Here is an 18,628-nt window from a genome sequence, read left to right on the forward strand (position 1 = left end):
CACTTAGACCATTGTTCCTATAAAAAAGAAGGCCGGTGTATTCACCGGCCTTAATTATTCAGACGCTTAACAAATCGGATTAACTAAATAACCAACTACCTCGCCACAGCGGATGAGGGTGATACCTATTTAGTTAGATTGGTATTAGTCTTGTTTGTTGTGATAAACCTGCTGTACATCGTCACATTCATCAAGCATATCAAGGAATTTTTGAAACTTCTCGACGTCTTCACCCTCAATTTCAGAATACGTTTGAGGTACGAAAGTGATCTCTTCAACGTCTAAAGTCAATTCAGGATAGGCTTCATTTAACGCGGTTTTGGTCTTGAAAAACTCGGTATGGGGTGCAAAGACAGTAATAGTACCACTGTCTTCTTCAATGTCGGTAACATCAACATCCGCCATCATGAGCGTCTCAAGAATCGACTCTTCATCTTCTCCGGCAAACTGAAAAACGGCCTGATGATCAAACATATGTGCCACGGTGCCTGGGCTACCAATTTTTGCACCGGTTTTGACGAAACACTGGCGAACGTCTTGGAAAGTACGGTTGCCGTTGTCTGTTAAACAGTCAACAATCACACTAACCCCACCAGGACCAAAGCCTTCATAGCGCGCAGGTTGATATTCTTCACCACCGCCACCGGCTGCTTTATCTAATGCTTTATCAATGACGTGTGAAGGCACCTGATCTTTTTTGGCTTTTGAGATCAAGTGACGTAAAGACAAGTTGGTATCAGGATCTGGACCGCCATTTTTGGCACAAACGTAAATCTCTTTACCATATTTGGAATAAACTTTAATTTTTGCGCCTTGAGTTTTGGCCATTGAGGCCTTACGCACTTCAAAACTTCTTCCCATTGGGGTGGTCTCTCTAACTGAAAAATAAAATATTCTTTAATGAAACGTGATCATAATGGAAGATCAATAAGGTAATCAACTGAGTTGTTTGTACTTTTCAATCGATTCGATAAACCATTGTTGGTATTGTTCACGTTTTAGTTTTTGAATTTCCTGTTCAAACACTTCCTCGCCAACCTTGGCATTACGCCATTGCCAGACGAGAAAAGAAGCTTGTTTGTCTAATTCTATCTTGTATTTGTCATCGGGCGACAACAATGAAAGATTGTATGGCATTGTGTTATCCCATCGTTGATAACAAAACCGGGATGATAGCATAAGATAGGAATTTCAAAAATAAAGAGACGATAGAACATCGCCTCTTGAAGTTGTTATTTAATGGAGTAAGCCCAGTTCTTTCGCTTCTTCAATTGACAAACCACTTTCTCGAATGTCTCTCAAAGCTTCAATTCGTCGGCGTGCAGCCGCAGAATCAGCGCTGGTCTTACGTTTAGAAGTGAGTTCTTGTGAGTCGTCATCTTCTTCCCATTTATGTGCCATTGTTGCCATCTCGTCATGATCGATAGAATTAATTGACATAACCCCTCCCAGTCACCATGGAACAGCCATTACTTGATAACAAAACTCCTCGTTACTGATAAGAATAAAAATCGCTTTATGTGACAATGATCACCATTTTCACGGAACGATGATCAAGACGATAACGCTGTTTTTTTAAAGTGATAAAGAAAAGATCTACGTCCGTGCCATGTCGTCTAACGCGCGAAATACCGTTTCATCAAGGTGGCCTTCAAAAATCTGTCGGCATACTTTACGACGAACGGCTAAACCCGAGATTAAGCGTTCAATTGAAAGTAAATTTTCACCATTTCTATCACTGTAGAGTTCAACCAATTTGCTCAAGGTTTCATAAGGGATGACTTCATCATCCACTTTTAGCCATTCAAGCTTCTCTAAGAGCTCTACGCATTCTTCTTCGATAGATGAATAACTATGACCCGTCATAGCAGATAACGCGTTTATACTGCGTTCTAGCGCTTCTGTGGAGGTGTATTTTGATAAAGTAATGGTGATCTCGTCGGCATTGATCTCAACCGAGTGCTTTTTGAGTTTGATCCGCCTTCCTAACCCATTCTTAGATCGATTGGTTTTACGTTGAATTGGCTCAAATTCGCCGTCAATAATCTCCGCCATTTTTTCTAATTGTTGTTTCGAAACCATTTCATGGCGAAGTGGGTTCGGCAATGTTGGCGCCATGTTTCGCTTGCCCGCATTGGTGGTTCTCGCCCGTGAAAACCTGAGTACTTCATCGACATCACAACGAATATCAAATGAATAATCTGCAATTTTATTATTTTTCTTTACTGTTTTTATCGTTAAGTGATAACCCCATAGATTGACCACAAACAGATCATCGCTGATCTTTTTATCGGCGAGTTTTTTTAATTCTCTGATCATGTCCATAGAAAAACGTCGCCATTCAATGTTGCGCGCCAATTTGGTATTGAGATCGCTCAATAACATCGTATCGCTATGGCGTCTTACCAGACGACTTCTGAAAAAGGAATAGAGCTGAAATATTAAGGTATGTTGCTTCAAAATTTCAGGTGGGAACAAGAAAAAGTAATCTCTTGTGAGTAGCTCTTCGTAAAACGAGGGTTCCCAAACCAAGATGTATAAATTGGGTTTAATACGGATTTCACCACTAGCTTGTTCTACCGGTGCTTCTTCTGAAGCGGTGATCGTTCGAGCAATAAAACGAAAGCGATCACTTTTAAACCCTTCGGGCATATTTTCACTCAGCCATTGTCCGGTGAGTTCGTGTAATTGAAAGTCGGTAAACTCTATACGGTCTATACTGTCTCGAATAGAATCACGAGCTGGGCCACTGTCTTTTTTGCCCCTCAGAGCTAAAATATCAGTAATGTATAATGGCGTCTTGTTAGGTACGTGTTTGGCATCGAGTTGGTAGTATTCTTTGTGGTGATCATGATATTGAACCGTCAAAGTAAACAGAGCAAACAGTGTCATGAGATCATCAACGGTCATGATATTTTTTGATGATCGTGTTTCAATGATCGCTTTAGTGCCAGAGATTGACACCATCGATTTCTGATAACTTTTTCGTGTTCGGGGTGGCGCGAGTGCTTGATCAATGATCCCTGCCCAATTTGTTGGTGATACGATGAATTGATCAGCTTCATCACGCATGGATGGCGGTGTGTTAAGCCCGTGTTCTGTGAGCAATTGTTTATTGACTTGAGTTTGTGCCAATGCCTTAGAGCGTTTTTGTTTTTCTGTGAGTCTAACTTTGTCTGTGACCAGTCCAGAAGAGCCTAAAACGGAAATAAGTTGGGTTGGGTTAACAAATTTGTGCAGCATTGTTTTCCCAGCTAATCCTTCCTCAAAACGAACTGGGATTTGTTGAAATAAGCCAATGGCAACGGCAGAGCGCAATCTTTGTTGAATCGCGGCTCGAGTAATTTGTCCTTCTGTAGCTTCGATGATTTCAGTGGTTGAAACTAAGCCGTCTTTTGTCGACAGCCCTCTTAGAGAGATCAAATTTAATAACTCTAAGATGCTTTTTGTTACCCCTTTAAAATGTTGATATTGCTCTATCCAATCTGTTAACGATGGGTGTACTTCAAAAAGATGCCCATCTTTGTGATTTCTTGGCAATTTGATCAAGCGTTTTTCTTGGGTAATCATTGGGAATACACTTTATGTAATTTAGTTATGTTTCCATAGCATAAAGTAATTTTAAAAATAAATAAAGAAAAAGCTTATAAACTGATCTTTATGATTTTAATGATCTAAGTGGTTAAATGATTAAGTGATCTGACGACGAGTATAACTATAAGTCTCTGTTTTTAAGATGCTTTTAAAAATCCTCTTCGAAAGCATGATCAAAGTTGATTTGAAACGATGATCAATCAAAGCCTGGAAATATGATCAACTATTTCTGTAAGTATGATCAAAGGGTTGCACTAACAATGATCAAGGCGATCTCAAAACGATGATCATTGTCTATCCTCAAGTTATCCACAATTTATTTTTCATTGACTGTTCTTCAACATCATTATCAGGGATTAGTAAGCTTTTTTGGGGTTCGAAAGCATGATCAAGTTTAAGCTTGATCGCTAATATCTTTATTTTTTGTATTTAGTTTATTTATTTTCATTTATCGGACTTATTGCTTGAGTATCAATACTATTTAGCTTGATATTGAAAGCATGATCAAGGTGTATTTCGGTGATTTGAATTGATTTACAGCATTGAAGAAGGTTGATTGAAGCCGTTCTAATGAGATTGAGCCCAGTTGAATAAACACTTTCCGTAATTTACTGGGCAAAGTATATGCTTCCGGGACTTTTTTTTCTCTTGATCATCGTTCCAATCATTTGTGATCCAATGACAAGGATCTTAAATGCTTTACTATCCCTTGATCATGCTTCATTTTAGAGGCCTGTTTTTTCATTTGATCGCCTTATTTCCTTGATCATCGTTCCGTTTGTCTTGGGGGGGGAGATAATGAGCCCACTCCCCTATTCCCATGACTTATCCTTTCATTTGGTCAGCAAAAAATTCAGTTTTAATTTGTCTTTTATCGATTTCAGTCTGATCGTGATTTTTTCTACACTTGATTCAGTGCTTTTGAATTTGTTTAGCTCAACTTTCTTATGACTCATTCGCGAATATTCATCGTCAGTACATATTGAAATCACATCGACCGTAATTTATGCCATAAAATTAATCGTTCCGTGTTTACAATGTAAATATGTGACGCTGTAACTCTTTTGTAAAGTTAGAGAAACAAGTTGGTTACCAGAAAAAATTGCAGTGAAAATTGAGCTTTTTATTTACTATTCTAATGAACTATTTCAGCTCTTTATTGTTATCAGTAATCAAATCTGTGATCTAGTCACTAAAAGTCTTGTTCACCTATTTGTTGTATTTTTTACTTTTTGCTGTACTATTGTGTTTAAATACTCCAAGGAATTTGATCCGTATGAAAAGACAGCAAACAATTGATAATCTTCATCAACTTGCCGAACAAACTCAACAAGTCCAAGCCGATCGAATTGAAATTGTTCTAGAAGAAAGAAAAGACAATCACTTTCCACCTATGTCTAAAGCATTAATGGAAACTCGCTCTGGTTTGACTCGCAGAAAATTAGACGATGCGATCAGCCGTATGGAATCTGAAGGACATCAGTTTACGAAAAACAATGCCAACCATTATTCTATTTCTTTAGATGAAGCACATATGCTCATGGATGCGGCAGGCGTGGATAAGTTTCATCAGCGAAAAAAGAGTAAGGACAATAAACCTTGGATTATTAACGTACAAAACCAAAAAGGCGGTACGGGTAAATCAATGACTGCCGTACATTTAGCGGCGTGTTTGGCCCTTAATCTTGATAAACGCTATCGAATTTGTTTAATTGACTTAGACCCACAAGGCTCATTGCGTTTATTTCTTAACCCTCAAGTCAGTTTATCTGAAAATGATAATATCTATTCTGCTGTCGATGTTATGTTGGATAATGTCCCTGAAGGGCAAGATGTCGACTTGGAGTTTTTACAAAAAAGCGTTTTGATGCCTACTCAGTATCCGAACTTAAAAACGATCTCTGCCTTCCCTGAAGATGCGATGTTTAACGCAGAAGCTTGGCAGTATTTATCGACCAATCAATCACTTGATATAGTCAAATTATTAAAAGAAAAGCTGATTGACAAAATTTCAGATCAGTTCGACATCATCATGATTGATACCGGTCCACACGTCGATCCCTTGGTTTGGAATGCGATGTACGCCTCTAACGCTTTGTTGATCCCCTGTGCTGCGAAACGCTTAGACTGGGCTTCAACGGTTAACTTTTTCCAACATTTACCTACGGTCTATGAAATGTTCCCTGAAGACTGGCGGGGCTTGGAGTTTGTCCGTCTGATGCCAACCATGTTTGAAGATGACAATAAAAAACAAGTCTCTGTTTTAACGGAAATGAATTACCTACTGGCTGAGCAAGTGATGATGGCAACGATTCCCCGCAGTCGGGCTTTTGAAACTTGCGCCGATACCTACAGTACCGTATTTGACTTAACGACTGGCGATTTCGAAGGCGGTAAAAAAACATTAGCTACAGCTCAAGATGCGGTACAAAAAAGTGCCCTGGAGCTTGAGCGAGTTCTTCATTCCCACTGGAATGCATTAAATCAAGGTGTGTAATGTATGAGTATTAAAACATCGGATTTGAATGCCAAATTATTTGGTAAAGCAAATAAACGTCGTGTAGCAACGACGGTACAAGAAGCGCAAAGTGCTGCAAAGGATAAAGCGCAAATTATTGAACTAGCCGTTGCAGGGGAGGTCAAGGTTGAATTTGAACTGCAACAGATACCCGCAGATCAAATTGAAGCGAAAACGCGTGTCTTTAGTCAGAATGCTCGGGAGCAGTCATTTCTTACCGAACCTGCGCTTGCCGATATTTTGACGACCCTGAAGGTTCATGGTCAACAATACCCAGCGGTTGGGCGTCGTACTCAAGATGGCAGCATTGAAGTCTTGGATGGCAGTCGCCGCCGTATGTCATGTTTATTAGCGAAACAAGATTTTTTAATCTATGTTGCTGATAACATTGATTCAAAGCATGCCAAGTTTCTTTCTGATGTAGCCAATGCTCATAAACCCTTATCTCTGTATGAGCGCGGCAAAGAGATGCAGGCTAAGCTAGACAGTGGTGAAGCAAGCGATCAAAAAGCCCTCGCTGCGATGTTTCAATGCAGTGAAGCTTTAGTGAGTGGGGCATTAAAAGCCGCGTCTCTACCCTTAGAATTATTGCAAGCTTATCCAAATGTCAGTGAATTAGGTCGTCCCACGATCGTCAAACTGCATAAGCAGTTTTTTAATCTCAGTCATGAACAGCAGCAACAACTTATCGAGCGTTGTCACAGTGATGAAGTCCCTATTTGGCAACAGTCTCACTCATCAGGTGTGGCTCGTATCACCAAAGAAGTGACGGAGCAATTAGAGTCTTGTATTGAAGAAATTGCACCTAAGCCGTCTAAGCCTTCAACCAGTTCTAAAACAGAATTGGTTAAAGGCAAAGCACATTATGTGCGTAAAGGGCAGCAATTAACGCTTAACTTGAGTAAAGTTGACGATAGATTAGCGGAAGAAATTTTGGCATTAATCAAACAAAAAATTCAATAGTCTCGTTGTTTTGTCACGTATCAACCTCAATGATCGAAAGGTCGTTGAGGTTTTTTTGTTTCTTCGGTCGGTAGTACTTGTATATCCGACCGAACAGCCGTTGTGATACCATTAAATCATGTTGTTATTATCAAGTGACTTGTTTTGAATACTATTCGTGATGTCTTAATCAAACACCAATCCCTCTTTATTCGTAGTGCTTTTTTAGTCACACAGAGTGATAGTTGGATTGATGGTCATATCCCACTCTATTTTGCTGAGTTAAATGGCATCGCTTCGAACACGCTTTCTGTTGGCCATTGTGCATTTAATGCCGATACTCATATTACGTTATCTCAATCTCAGCATGTGTTGGGGATGGAGTTTGATTTTATCGTCCTTGATTTTCGCTGCGGTTTTGATGCCAATCACTTTTGTCGTGTTTTAGGGACCTTAGTAGGAGGGGGCATTGCGTTAATTATTCCTCCACGACAACATGATGCTTTAGCCAGTCAATGGTTAAATCGTATTTTTTCTGATTTGACTCACTGGCCGATGAGTGGCAAGGATATTGAAGAGCTCAAATCGAGTCAAAATAATCTCTCCTTTAAACAACAAAATGAAGCGATTCGAAAAATTATTAAGGTTGCCACAGGTCATCGGAACCGGCCTTTGGTGTTAACCGCAGATAGAGGGCGTGGCAAATCGTCTGCACTTGGTATTGCTTGTGCTCATTTACTGTCAACTCGTTCCCAATGTTCGATAGTGGTGACGGCACCTTCTTTTCGTCAAGTGTCGACATTGTTCAGGCATGCCTTAAGTGAATTACCTGATGCACAAACACTTCATCCTCATCAACTCACGTACAGTACTAACAGTCTGCGATTTGTTCCTCCTGCAGAGGTAACCCCGGGAATGGATTGTGATTTGTTATTCGTCGATGAAGCGGGTGCTATCCCTGTTCCTATGTTAAAGCACTGGGCTCGAGCGTTTTCGCGTATGGTTTTTTCAACCACAGTTCATGGGTATGAAGGTTCAGGCAGGGGATTCACATTAAAGTTTCTGCCTTGGTTAGCGTCATTGCGAGAAACCGTGCTTCATTTGCATTTAGATCAACCGATACGTTGGGCTGCAAACGATAAAATAGAGCATTGGCTGAATCATCATTTTGTGCTCGATAGCGAGATTGAGCCCATCACTTACCATTCGGGAACTCATCTTCGTTACCGCGTATTAGACAAGGCCGACTTAATCGATAACCCTGCTTTATTGCGCCAATGTATCGGCTTGTTAGTCCAAGCTCATTATCAAACGACCCCGAATGATGTCTATCAATTGATCGAAAACTCTGAGCAAAATATGGTGATCGCTGAACTCAACGATCAGGTTGTTGCGACGTGTTTAGTTAATCAAGAGGGGCGGTTAGACACCGGTAAGGTCACCAATATTGTTTCGGGAAAATCTCGTCCTAAAGGGCAACTAGCCACCTCAATATTGATGACGAATCTAGGTTGTTTAGAAGCCGGTTATTGGAGCAGTCAGCGTATCATGCGAATTGCTGTGCATCCTCACCTACAACGGCAAGGTATTGCGACTGAATTATGTCAGTATGTGGAAGCAAACTTACCGCTCGATTTTGTTAGTGTCAGTTTTGGTGCGGATGTTGAGCTACTGTCGTTTTGGCTAAGCTTAGATTTCTTTCCCGTTCGATTTGGGTTAACTCGTGATGCCGCAAGTGGTACTCACTCTATATTGATGGTGAAACCCTGCCATCAGCGCAGTCGAGAAGTCCTGACATCTTTACGCGATATTTACTCTGAACAATTGCTTGAGAATATGAAGCAGTTGAACACCCCGATCGACATTCCATTATTGCGTTTATTACTCAGTAATGTGTGTACCTCACCTCAAGCTGGCGCTGTTGCATCTGCCCGTGAAAGCGTACTCAACATTTTTAGCCAAGGGGGCGGAAGTTTTGATTTTGTTCGTCCGTTATTACAACCTTGGTTGTTATCGACAGGGCGAGTATCGCTTTGCTCGGCGTTATTGCTGCGCGCGGTATTTTGCCATTACGATACCCAATCACTTTGCTTTGAATTTTCCTTGACCGGTAAAAAGCAACTTGAGAAGGCGTTACGCCAAGACGTTATGTCCGTCATTTAAATCCAGTAGGCAGGGGTATTTACAGTGTAAATTTGTATCAGTGTCGATTTACACTGTAAATTTTGAGTGCTCAAGGCAACTCGAAACATCTGTGCTAATTCTATAATAGAAAACGACATGGTCTCTGGCATTTAATTTACAGTGTAAATTAACCGAGGGTCAAAGGAAGCGATGACTGCATTTGTCATTAACGGCGGTGAAGGAAATGGATATAACGGTGATGGCGTGTTTTTTCTATTGAGGAAGCTAAATAACATCCGCTACAAAGATGACGGGTTTATGATCGCGGGCTGTACTTGTTCGAGTGGCGATTTCTGTTGAGTTGCCAAGAACATGTTAAGACGATGACTTACCATGCAAAATCATAATGCGTTTATTGTTGTCGCTCAAATATTGTTGACACCACACCACCTAATCTCAATTTGTCATTTCACGATTGTCCTTAAATCAATATTTTTCTCCTTCTACTATGACAGCCTAAGTCATTTCCCTTCAGAAATATTAAGCGTGATATTGTTGACTTGCCGTCAAATTATGGGAATTGCAAACTCTGCCTGATAGGTCGATATTGATGCTCAGTAGAACCGTACAGCAAATTAAATGAATAGGCAGGCTATTGTTTAATACTCGTTACGGTGATGGGTAACAGTATCGTTGAAATACATCTCTCTGTTCACTCTGGGCTTTTTTGCTGTTTTTACGCTCTGTAAAGGCCTATGAGAGCGAATATAGGCCTTATTGTTACTTAGGTCATAGTAAGTGTTTTAATGGCTTACAATGACGTTTCAAAGGGCTTGTTTATCGCTTAGGAAAAGAGATAAACGCCCATAATATTGATAGCGTCAAATGATGGATACCGTTAGGAGCTCTGATGGTAACGAGAACACACTGTGTGGTAATTTACAGTGTAAATTATTGACAAAAAGCTAAAGAAAACAATTGTCTTGTAAAAACTCGCAGTTTGAAATGTTACTGACTACACTTTATGTATATACAAACCTAGGTGCATAAAGCCATGTCAATGGAACCGAAAATTCTTGTTAAACAGTCAGTGATAAAACTGTCGATCACGTTAGTATCAATTGTTTCATTTTTTAGTCTTTTTACTTTGCTTGGTTATGCATTAAATGCTGAGTATATCTATCGCCCGATTGAAAATGGCGCAGCGACTAATCCGGTAACGGCAATCCTTTTTTTGTTACTGAGCCTAGATATTCTTTTTGTGACACCACGTAAAAAGGTTAGGCATGCTTTGGGCGTACTGGCGTTACTGATAGCCGGTGTTTATCTATTTGCCGAGTGGGTTGAGTGGTTACTACCTCTTGAAATTACAAAAGACATTAGCCCATTTTCAGAGGTAGTAAAGTCGGAACAACTCGCTGGATTGAATAACGAGATGGGCATTAATACGTTACTGATGTTTAGTTTTCTATTATTGAGTTGTTATTTTCGTAAATGTCACCAAGTCTCATTAAGCCAAATTTTTGGTTTTTTGACGTTGTTTTTTCCTTTGTTGTCGATCACAGGCTACGCTTATCAGATTGAAAATTTCCACGGTCAAATGTCTTTGATTACAACGATTTTAGGTATGTTGTTAACCGGGGCAAATTTATTGGTTCGCTCAAAAAAGGGCATACTTGGCTATTTTTGGCGCCAAGGTGAAGACGTCCGTGAAGCGAGAATGAAAGTACTACTGAGTTATTTTGTGCCTTTTGTACTTGGCTATACAGTATTGCAAACAACCATTGCTTCATCAGTTATGAGCCTTTTTAGTTTGATGGTGATGATGGCTTGCTGGTTAGGTATTGCGTTTGTTATTTACGATATGGTGTTAAGAGCAAAACACGAGAAAAGTATCGCGGTGTTGACTCGCCGTCTTACTAAGGTGGAACGCCATGATGTATTAACGGACATGCTAAATAGGCATGTATTTATGACTGAGTTACAACAATCGATGGTGGAGGAGCATGCGCTAGATAACTCGCTATGGGTCATGAATGTTGACATTGATAATATGAGAAAAATTAACCAAGACTGTGGTTTTAGTTTCGGAGATCAAGTCATCGCTGAGATGGGAAAACTGATGCAAGACAGTTTGCCAGCGAAGTTAAATTTGGTGCGTTTTGACGGAGACAGTTATCTTGTTGTGGTGAAGCAAGCTCATCTGGATTTAATTTGGTCGCTAGCAGAAAAATTGCGCCACCATCTTACCGAGCAACTGTACAGAAAGTACAGACAAACCATAACAGTATCGATTGGTGTTGCCTATCAAGAGAGTGGCTCAGAAATCAATTTCGCCATCTCTAAAGCAGAGATGGCGACGTTGCAGGCAAAAAAGAAAGGCAAAAATCAGGTTTTCTTCAGTTCAGATAAAGTTTACCAATTTAGTTAGCCACTGCGTCTAAGCTGCTGGGGTTTTAACTTTGCCTTGTTTGAGCGAATTAAGCACATGCTCTTTTGGACCGTCGGCAATTACCGCGCCTTTTTCCATGACGATGATGCGGTCGACAATATCGAGCATGGAGGTTTTATGAGTGATTAAAATGAGCGTTTCATCACTGCGTAACTGTTTGAGTTGGTGCTTGATCTGCATTTCAGAGCGGTTGTCCATGGCACTCGTCGGTTCGTCGAGCAATAAAATTGGCGGTCGACCTAAAAACGCGCGAGCAATACAAATCGCTTGTCTTTGCCCCCCTGACAGCTGATGGCCTCCTTCGCCTATTTGTCGCTCTAAGCCTGCTGGGTCAGCTTGGGTAAAGGCGGTAACACCAGAGCGATGAGCGGCATCAAGCACATCGCGATCATCGGTGAGTGGCCTACCTAAGGTAATATTATCTCGCACACTACCAAAAAAGAGCTGACTTTCTTGGGTCACACAGCCAATATTGCGACGTACGTCAACGTGGTGGAGTTGCGAAATATCGGTGTCATCAATACGCACATGACCATCGGTAGGTTGGTATAACCCCATAATTAAACGCTCTAGTGTGGTTTTACCTGAACCAATACGCCCAATAATAGCCACTTTCTCTCCAGGATGTATTGTTAAACTCACATCTCGGATTGCTGAAGTGCTGGTGTCTGGGTAGCGGAAAGAAACCCGGTCGAGCTCAATTTTACCCTGAATCATCGGACGGTGAATATAGCGCTTATCGGTTTCTTGTTCTTCAGGTAAAGCCATGACTTGCTCTATGATCTCCATTGACGATTTTGCTTGATTGTAACGAGTCGAGAGCATAGATAATTGCACTAAAGGGCTAATGGCTCGAGAGCTTAACATCGTAATTGCAATCAAAGCGCCCATAGAAAGATCACCTTCAGCAATGAGATAGACACCAAAAATGATCAATCCAACACTGGCCAGTTGTTGAACAAAGCCTGCCGCGTTTTGAATTGAATCGGTAATACGTCGGCTTTTGATACTCCAATTCGACATATGTGCTACGGCTTCTTCCCAGCGATATTGAAATTGACTCTGTGCACTAAATAACTTCACCGTTTCCAGGCTGATGAGGCTTTCAATTAAATTGGCGTACTTTTGCGCCGCGAGCCGAGAACCCTCTTCAATTGAGCGCCTTAGTGGTGCTTGAATGATAAAAGAGTGAAGCATCAAAATAACGACCCCAATGATTGGGATCAAAACAATAGGGCCACCCAAATACCAAATTACCAACAAAAACAGAATGGCAAATGGCAAATCGATCAGTGTCGTGATCGTCGCGGAAGTGAAAAATTCTCTGATGGATTCAAATTCTTGAACGTGACGAGCAAAAGCACCGACTGAGGCAGGCTTGGCTTCCATGCGCAGTCCCATCACTTTGCTAAACAAGCGGCTAGAAATAAGAATGTCCGACTTTTTACCAGCCACATCAATAAAGTAACTGCGTAATAATTTTAAAATTAGATCGAAAATAAAAATGACTGCGACACCACTCGATAAAACCCAGAGCGTATCGTATGCCAAATTGGGTACCACTTTGTCGTAAATGAGACGGGTAAACAGTGGTGCGGCAAGCGCAAACAGGTTAATAAATATTGAGGCGATAAACACATCGCGATAGATGGATTTTGATTGCCACAAGGTTGACCAAAACCAATGGCCTTGACTCGATTGATTGAGGTTAGCGGTGCGGTTGTCATAGCGAAACTGACGTTTAACCAAAAAGTAATGACCGGTGTATCGTTCTGCAATGTCGTTAAAATCGACTGAGATTGGCACCATGCCACTCTCGAGCGTGGTGACTTCAAGAGTCTGACTTTCTTCATCAATTTGATTGAGTACGCAAGATTCACCGTCTGCCAGTAACAAAATCACAGGTAACGTCATGGGTGAAATATCGCTAAGTTCAGCTTGGTTTTCTTTGGCAATCAGACCCGCTCTTTCTGCCGCTCTAGGTAACAAGAAAGGAGTAAGCTTGCCATTAGACATGGGCAACCCCTCAATCAAAGCATCTGGTGAGTTGGCAAGATTGTAGTAACGACTGATGTAAATCAACGAATTTAGTAGAGAGTCTTTAATTTTCACTCACTGGCTCCTTACTGCTCAAAAATAAAGCCTTGAAAAACTCTCACAAAGTGCTCAGAAAGAAAATCAAGTTGTTGTTGGGTTTCTACTCGAGAAGCAACGGTGGTGATACCTAAGTTTTGCGCCGTTCTCGAAATCGATGTGAGAGTGAATTTTTGTTTTTCGTCGTCTAAATTATGTGTAAATAGATAATCAAGTTTTACGTAATTTGGCCTAAATTCATTCAGGTAATCGAGAGACTGGAAGTGACGGCCGTAATTATCCACGCCAAAACTTGCCCCGCCTTGACGAATCGCGTTGCAGAAAAGGGCACAGTAATTCGGGTGATGAATAAAGCTTTCTTCACCAATTTCGAAATGAAGGTAGCCGGCAATCTTCGGATTGTTGGCCAATGCCTGAGAGACAAAACGAATAAAGCTAGGCTCAATTAAGCTGCTGCGAGCGATATTGATGGCCGTTGGAATGGGGTTCTCCTCTTGTGAAAGCTTTTCAATAACGGCATTAATGACGTATTGATCGAACATGTCGGTGGCATCAAGTTGTTCAAGGGCAAAGAGATACTGCGTAGCGCGATACACTTGATCGTCTTTTTGGATCAATGAAAACGTTTCTCGATGGAATAACTTGCCATTTGGGAAACAAGCATTTTGGAAACGAAGCTTTACCCAGTGCTCGTGAATGGCTTCTTCGACAAGGGTCTTCCATTGCTGCTTACCCATTAAACTAGAAACCGTATCCGAGCTCACAAAGCCAAATTTGTTTTCTGGTGCCGCTTTGGCTTTAGACAGCGCATTATCAATCATAGATAACACTTCACCACGGCTTTTATGTGTACTGTTATAGGCGACGCCTAATGCAATCGCCATGTCGGCAGAGCCAGTAGGATCAGTGCCGAGCATTTCAACATCGTGAATGATATTACCAGCGATAGTTTGCAATTCATCAGCGTCTACATTGGGGAAAATAAACCCGAATTCGTCACTAGAGATACGTGCAATCATCACCTGTTGATTGACGACAGCGGCAGAGTTGGTCAACTGTGTAGCTAAGCTGCGAACGGCTTGGTCTGCGCTTTGATAATCTCTGTCATCATAAGCCTCACTAATGTATTCCGCGTGCAAAACACCAATACCGCCATGGCCATCTTCTTTGAGCCACTGCTCGAGTTGAGTGAGAAAGTATGAGCGATTACCGAGATTTGAAACCGGATCGATATAGGCTTGTTGACGTAAGCTTTGTGCTTCTTTGGCTTGTTCTTTAAACGAAGCCTCTATTTGCGCCGACATAAAGTTAATCCCATCGACCACAGCGATGAGATCGGTGGTTGAAGGAGTCTTGAGAGGCTGGCCAAATTGATTGTTGGCGATATCTCGCATTTTGACCGTAATGGCTTTGAGCGGTTTTAAGGCGCGATGGAGAATGGCCGAGATAAACAGTATACCAAATAGAAAGGTAAGGCCAATGGCACTGATCAGTTTGGTAAAAGCATCCCATAGTTGTTCATAAATTGCGGCGGTTTGACTGATGATGGTTACTTCGGCAAATTGAATCCAACCACTGGTCAATACTCGGGTATCTTCGATGGGGTGGAAGAGTTCTAAATTGCTAAACCAAGCGGGAACGTTTGCTGAGCGTTGTGGGTATTTTCGCTCAATGACTTGATCGCTGTCTAAAAAGGATAGCTTAACCACAGAATAGCTACTGCCATCAAACAGAGCATTGAGTACGGATTCTGTGGCAACCGTATCCTTGTCTTGCAAATATGGCGTCAGTGCTAAGCCCACCGTATTGATGGTGTTATTGATTTCAGAGCGCTGCTGTTCAAGCAGGTTATCTCTTGTTGTGTTGAACTCAATGACTAGCACTGCAGCCATCAAAAAGATGAATACCGTTATCATGCCAACTACAAGTTGTCTATACAGTGTCATAGTGATTACTCATCATAGTTAATAATAGGTTTGTTAAATTCCATTTTTTTGGCCCGTGAACGCAAATCGTTCCACAAGCTTAATCGGGAGGCGTTTCCGGCGACTTTTCCATTGCTTGAGGATGATTTGATTAGCCAAAGGTTTTTACCGTTAAAACTGTAAATCGGTAGTAGATCTCCGCGCGAAGAGGCCGGTTTGATGCTTTTATCGAGATTGTCGAGAATCAATGGAACCGAGCTTGGTGTTGGATAATAAGCCAGGACCATGTGAAATTGGTTAAGTTTAAGAGCTTTAACGTAGATTAATCGCAATTTATCATCTGGGACGCCCAGCTCGAGCAGAGAAAAATATTTGGCTATGGTGAAATCTTCACAGTCACCCGCATTGGCGCCCAAAAATTCCAAAGGGGTTGCCCAGTAGTCATTTTTTCCCCATAGGTAAATATCGTCGACAAAATACAGGCTATTAAAGAAATCATTGACCGCGTTTAGCTTTTCCATGGTTGAGTCGCGTTGGCCTTGCTCAATAAGTGTGCGCCAAGCTTGCACTCGCTGACCTGCACGCGGCCCAAATGATTCGGTCACAGCGTTGACCCACATCTGATCGCTTGTCGAGTTAGCCAGCCCAAATACACTGGCGCAAACCAGAATAATGGTCGTGAGAAAAGCGGATAATTTCTTCATACTAAAGCGTATTACTCATCATGTTTCCTATTCTTTTAATGCATTACTCTTCGCATTCAAGATGGGTTTGGTTAAGTATTCGAGTACCGTACGTTTGCCCGTTAAAATGTCTACTGATGCGGTCATACCCGGAATGATTGGCAATTCTTGTTCGTTACCAAAGCCTGATTTGTCAGTGCGAATTCTGACGATATAGAAACTGTTGCCGTCCTCGTCTTGACTGGTATCAGCACTGATGTGTTCAAGTTCACCTTGTAAGCCACCAAACTGAGTGAAATCATACGCGGTAAATTTCACAATCGCTCGCAGGTTAGGGTGTAAAAAGGCAATGTCTTTCGGGGAAATTCGCGCCTCTACTAAGAGTGAGTCTTCTGTTGGCACGATTTCGACAATATCTTTACCCGGTTGAATAACGCCGCCGATGGTATTGATATTGAGTTTGCTTATTGTGCCTGTCACTGGTGAAGTGATCACTGTTCTCTTCACCCTATCTTGTAGACCCACAGTCGACTCAGTAAGCGACGATAATTCATCTTGGGCTTGATTGAGTTTTTGTTGTTGTTCGGTTCGAAACTTCAGGGCCGCATCGACTCTTGCCAATGCTGCTTCTCTCACCGCTGCTTCGAGCAAAGGTACTTTGAGTTGGCTCGAAGTTAGCTCTTTGCGACTTTCATTGAGTTGTCGTTGCAATTTTAACAACTCGACCTCAGGTACCACGCCTTCATCTGCCAAAGGTTTTGTGAGATTGTACTCTTTTTGTGTCAGATCAAACGTCGACTGTAAATTGCGAATTCTGGCTTTGACTTCGATTAAGTCTTGTTGCTTTTGCGTAATTTGTTGTCGAAGAACGGATAATTGGTTACTGAGGTTTGACAAATCCTGCAGATATTCAGCTTGTCTTCTGGCCACTAAGCTTGGGTAAGCCTGTTGAAATTCATCGTCAAATGTCAAAGTACTTTGGTCGATCTTGATACTATTCACGATATCGGTTGGGTCGACATCGTGGTTGATCACAACGCTATTGACAGCCGCTCTGAACTGTTGGGTACTGGCTTTTAAGTTGGTGACCTGTTGCTCTTTTTCTCTAAAGTTAGATTGAAATAAGGTGTCATCGATGAGAAGGAGTTGTTGTCCCTTTTTAACTTGTTGACCTTCTTTGACCAAAATCGATTTGACCAGTCCACCTTCAAGACTTTGTACAATTTGAATTTGTGAGGAGGGCACGACTTTACCTTGGCCGACGGTCACTTTATCGATTTGTGCCCATGAAGCCCAAAAGGTCGCTAATACAAAAAATATCACCAGTACCCAAAGCAGTACTTTGGCATTAGAGGGGGTATTGAGAAGCAACGCGGCCGTTTGATCGTCGACAAAATCAAGCTCAGCACCTTTCGCTGGCTTTGTTTTATTTCGCATAGAGACTACCTAATCGTATAGGATGATTCATTTTCATTATAATACCCAACCTTTTAACTTAATATTGCTGCTTTTTCAATCAGATGACCATCTTTTGTCTAAACTCTTGGCACTGGGTCTATTTGAGTGCGTATCTATAATTAAACTCACTTGTGTTTGTATTAAGACAAGCGCAAAATCAGACAAAAAGCAAAAGGAACCAATATGTCAATATCAGATATTAGACGTGAGTACACAAAAGGTGGTTTGAGAAGAAAGGATTTGGCCGCTGACCCTATCGAACAATTTAACCACTGGCTTAAGCAAGCGATAGAGGCTAATTTAAGTGATCCCACAGCGATGACAGTGGCCACTGTCGACGAAAATGGTCAGCCTTTTCAACGTATTGTACTGCTTAAAAATGTCGATCAGCAAGGGTTTGTTTTTTATACCAACCTTGGTAGTCGCAAGGCGACTCACTTAGAAAAGAACGCGAAAATCAGTTTGCACTTTCCGTGGCATGATATTGATCGCCAGGTTCATGTCACGGGCGAGGTGGAAAAACTCAGTGCGACAGAAAATATGAAGTACTTTTTATCGCGTCCAAAAGAAAGTCAATTAGCGGCCATTGCCAGTAAACAAAGCCAGCGTTTATCCGCTAGAGGGGTACTTGAGGGTAAATTTTTGGAATTAAAACAAAAATTTGCTGAGGGAGATATTCCAATGCCATCGTTTTGGGGCGGTTTTCGTGTGAAAGTGAACAGTATCGAGTTTTGGCAAGGTGGCGAACACCGGTTACACGATCGTTTTCTCTATCAACGTGATGGGGGAGTGTGGATCGTCGATCGTTTGGCGCCTTAATCATATAATGCATTGAAAT

Annotated in this window: 13 protein-coding genes; 5 read left to right on the top strand and 8 right to left on the bottom strand. The window is 41.5% G+C overall.

Annotated elements, in window-relative coordinates; genetic code table 11:
• Nucleotides 1–144: 144 nt before the first annotated feature.
• The 4 genes from AB0763_RS14725 to AB0763_RS14740 all read right to left on the bottom strand — a co-directional run bounded on the left by AB0763_RS14725 (nucleotide 145) and on the right by AB0763_RS14740 (nucleotide 3,570).
• Nucleotides 145–861, bottom strand: coding sequence for a YebC/PmpR family DNA-binding transcriptional regulator (locus AB0763_RS14725; RefSeq protein ID WP_306099197.1), 717 nt, complete (start codon nucleotides 859–861; stop codon nucleotides 145–147).
• 75 nt (nucleotides 862–936) lie between these two features.
• Nucleotides 937–1,137, bottom strand: coding sequence for a DUF3283 family protein (locus AB0763_RS14730; RefSeq protein ID WP_306099198.1), 201 nt, complete (start codon nucleotides 1,135–1,137; stop codon nucleotides 937–939).
• 99 nt (nucleotides 1,138–1,236) lie between these two features.
• Nucleotides 1,237–1,440: a PA3496 family putative envelope integrity protein gene (locus tag AB0763_RS14735; RefSeq protein WP_306099199.1), complete on the bottom strand. Its 204-nt coding sequence runs from the start codon at nucleotides 1,438–1,440 to the stop codon at nucleotides 1,237–1,239.
• Nucleotides 1,441–1,596: 156 nt separating this feature from the next.
• The gene (locus AB0763_RS14740) at nucleotides 1,597–3,570 is read right to left on the bottom strand and encodes a replication initiator protein RctB domain-containing protein (RefSeq protein WP_306099200.1); all 1,974 of its coding nucleotides are present in this window, start codon (nucleotides 3,568–3,570) and stop codon (nucleotides 1,597–1,599) included.
• Between the two features lie 1,300 nt (nucleotides 3,571–4,870).
• On the opposite strand from AB0763_RS14740, the gene AB0763_RS14745 reads away from it, so the two are divergent.
• The 4 genes from AB0763_RS14745 (at nucleotide 4,871) to AB0763_RS14760 (ending at nucleotide 11,609) form a co-directional block, all read left to right on the top strand.
• Nucleotides 4,871–6,091, top strand: coding sequence for a ParA family protein (locus AB0763_RS14745; protein WP_306099201.1), 1,221 nt, complete (start codon nucleotides 4,871–4,873; stop codon nucleotides 6,089–6,091).
• A 3-nt stretch (nucleotides 6,092–6,094) separates the two neighbouring features.
• Nucleotides 6,095–7,075 (top strand): ParB/RepB/Spo0J family partition protein, encoded by a 981-nt coding sequence (locus tag AB0763_RS14750; RefSeq protein ID WP_306099202.1) that lies wholly within the window; start codon nucleotides 6,095–6,097, stop codon nucleotides 7,073–7,075.
• A gap of 144 nt (nucleotides 7,076–7,219) precedes the next feature.
• The gene (locus tag AB0763_RS14755) at nucleotides 7,220–9,217 is read left to right on the top strand and encodes a GNAT family N-acetyltransferase (RefSeq protein WP_306099203.1); all 1,998 of its coding nucleotides are present in this window, start codon (nucleotides 7,220–7,222) and stop codon (nucleotides 9,215–9,217) included.
• A gap of 1,015 nt (nucleotides 9,218–10,232) precedes the next feature.
• A complete protein-coding gene (locus AB0763_RS14760) occupies nucleotides 10,233–11,609 on the top strand; it encodes a GGDEF domain-containing protein (protein WP_306099204.1) in 1,377 nt (458 codons plus the stop codon).
• 9 nt (nucleotides 11,610–11,618) lie between these two features.
• Here the strand turns inward: AB0763_RS14760 and AB0763_RS14765 are convergent, their stop codons facing one another.
• Genes AB0763_RS14765 through AB0763_RS14780 form a run of 4 tightly spaced genes read right to left on the bottom strand, consistent with a single transcriptional unit; the run spans nucleotide 11,619 to nucleotide 17,769 of the window.
• Nucleotides 11,619–13,736 carry a type I secretion system permease/ATPase gene (locus AB0763_RS14765; RefSeq protein WP_306099374.1) on the bottom strand — a complete coding sequence of 706 codons (2,118 nt, stop codon included), beginning with the start codon at nucleotides 13,734–13,736 and terminating at the stop codon, nucleotides 11,619–11,621.
• Between the two features lie 17 nt (nucleotides 13,737–13,753).
• Nucleotides 13,754–15,670: an EAL domain-containing protein gene (locus AB0763_RS14770; RefSeq protein ID WP_306099205.1), complete on the bottom strand. Its 1,917-nt coding sequence runs from the start codon at nucleotides 15,668–15,670 to the stop codon at nucleotides 13,754–13,756.
• Nucleotides 15,671–15,675: 5 nt separating this feature from the next.
• Entirely contained in the window at nucleotides 15,676–16,353 is a 678-nt protein-coding gene (locus tag AB0763_RS14775; protein WP_306099206.1) for a transglutaminase-like cysteine peptidase, read from the bottom strand.
• Between the two features lie 27 nt (nucleotides 16,354–16,380).
• Nucleotides 16,381–17,769 carry an HlyD family type I secretion periplasmic adaptor subunit gene (locus AB0763_RS14780; RefSeq protein WP_306099207.1) on the bottom strand — a complete coding sequence of 463 codons (1,389 nt, stop codon included), beginning with the start codon at nucleotides 17,767–17,769 and terminating at the stop codon, nucleotides 16,381–16,383.
• 204 nt (nucleotides 17,770–17,973) lie between these two features.
• Between AB0763_RS14780 and pdxH the strand changes: the two genes are divergently transcribed.
• Complete coding sequence (gene pdxH, locus AB0763_RS14785) at nucleotides 17,974–18,609, top strand: pyridoxamine 5'-phosphate oxidase (RefSeq protein ID WP_306099208.1); 636 nt, start codon at nucleotides 17,974–17,976, stop codon at nucleotides 18,607–18,609.
• Nucleotides 18,610–18,628 lie beyond the last annotated feature (19 nt).

Origin of the sequence: Vibrio sp. HB236076 (assembly GCF_040957575.1) — a bacterium.
In the GTDB taxonomy this organism is placed as follows: domain Bacteria; phylum Pseudomonadota; class Gammaproteobacteria; order Enterobacterales; family Vibrionaceae; genus Vibrio.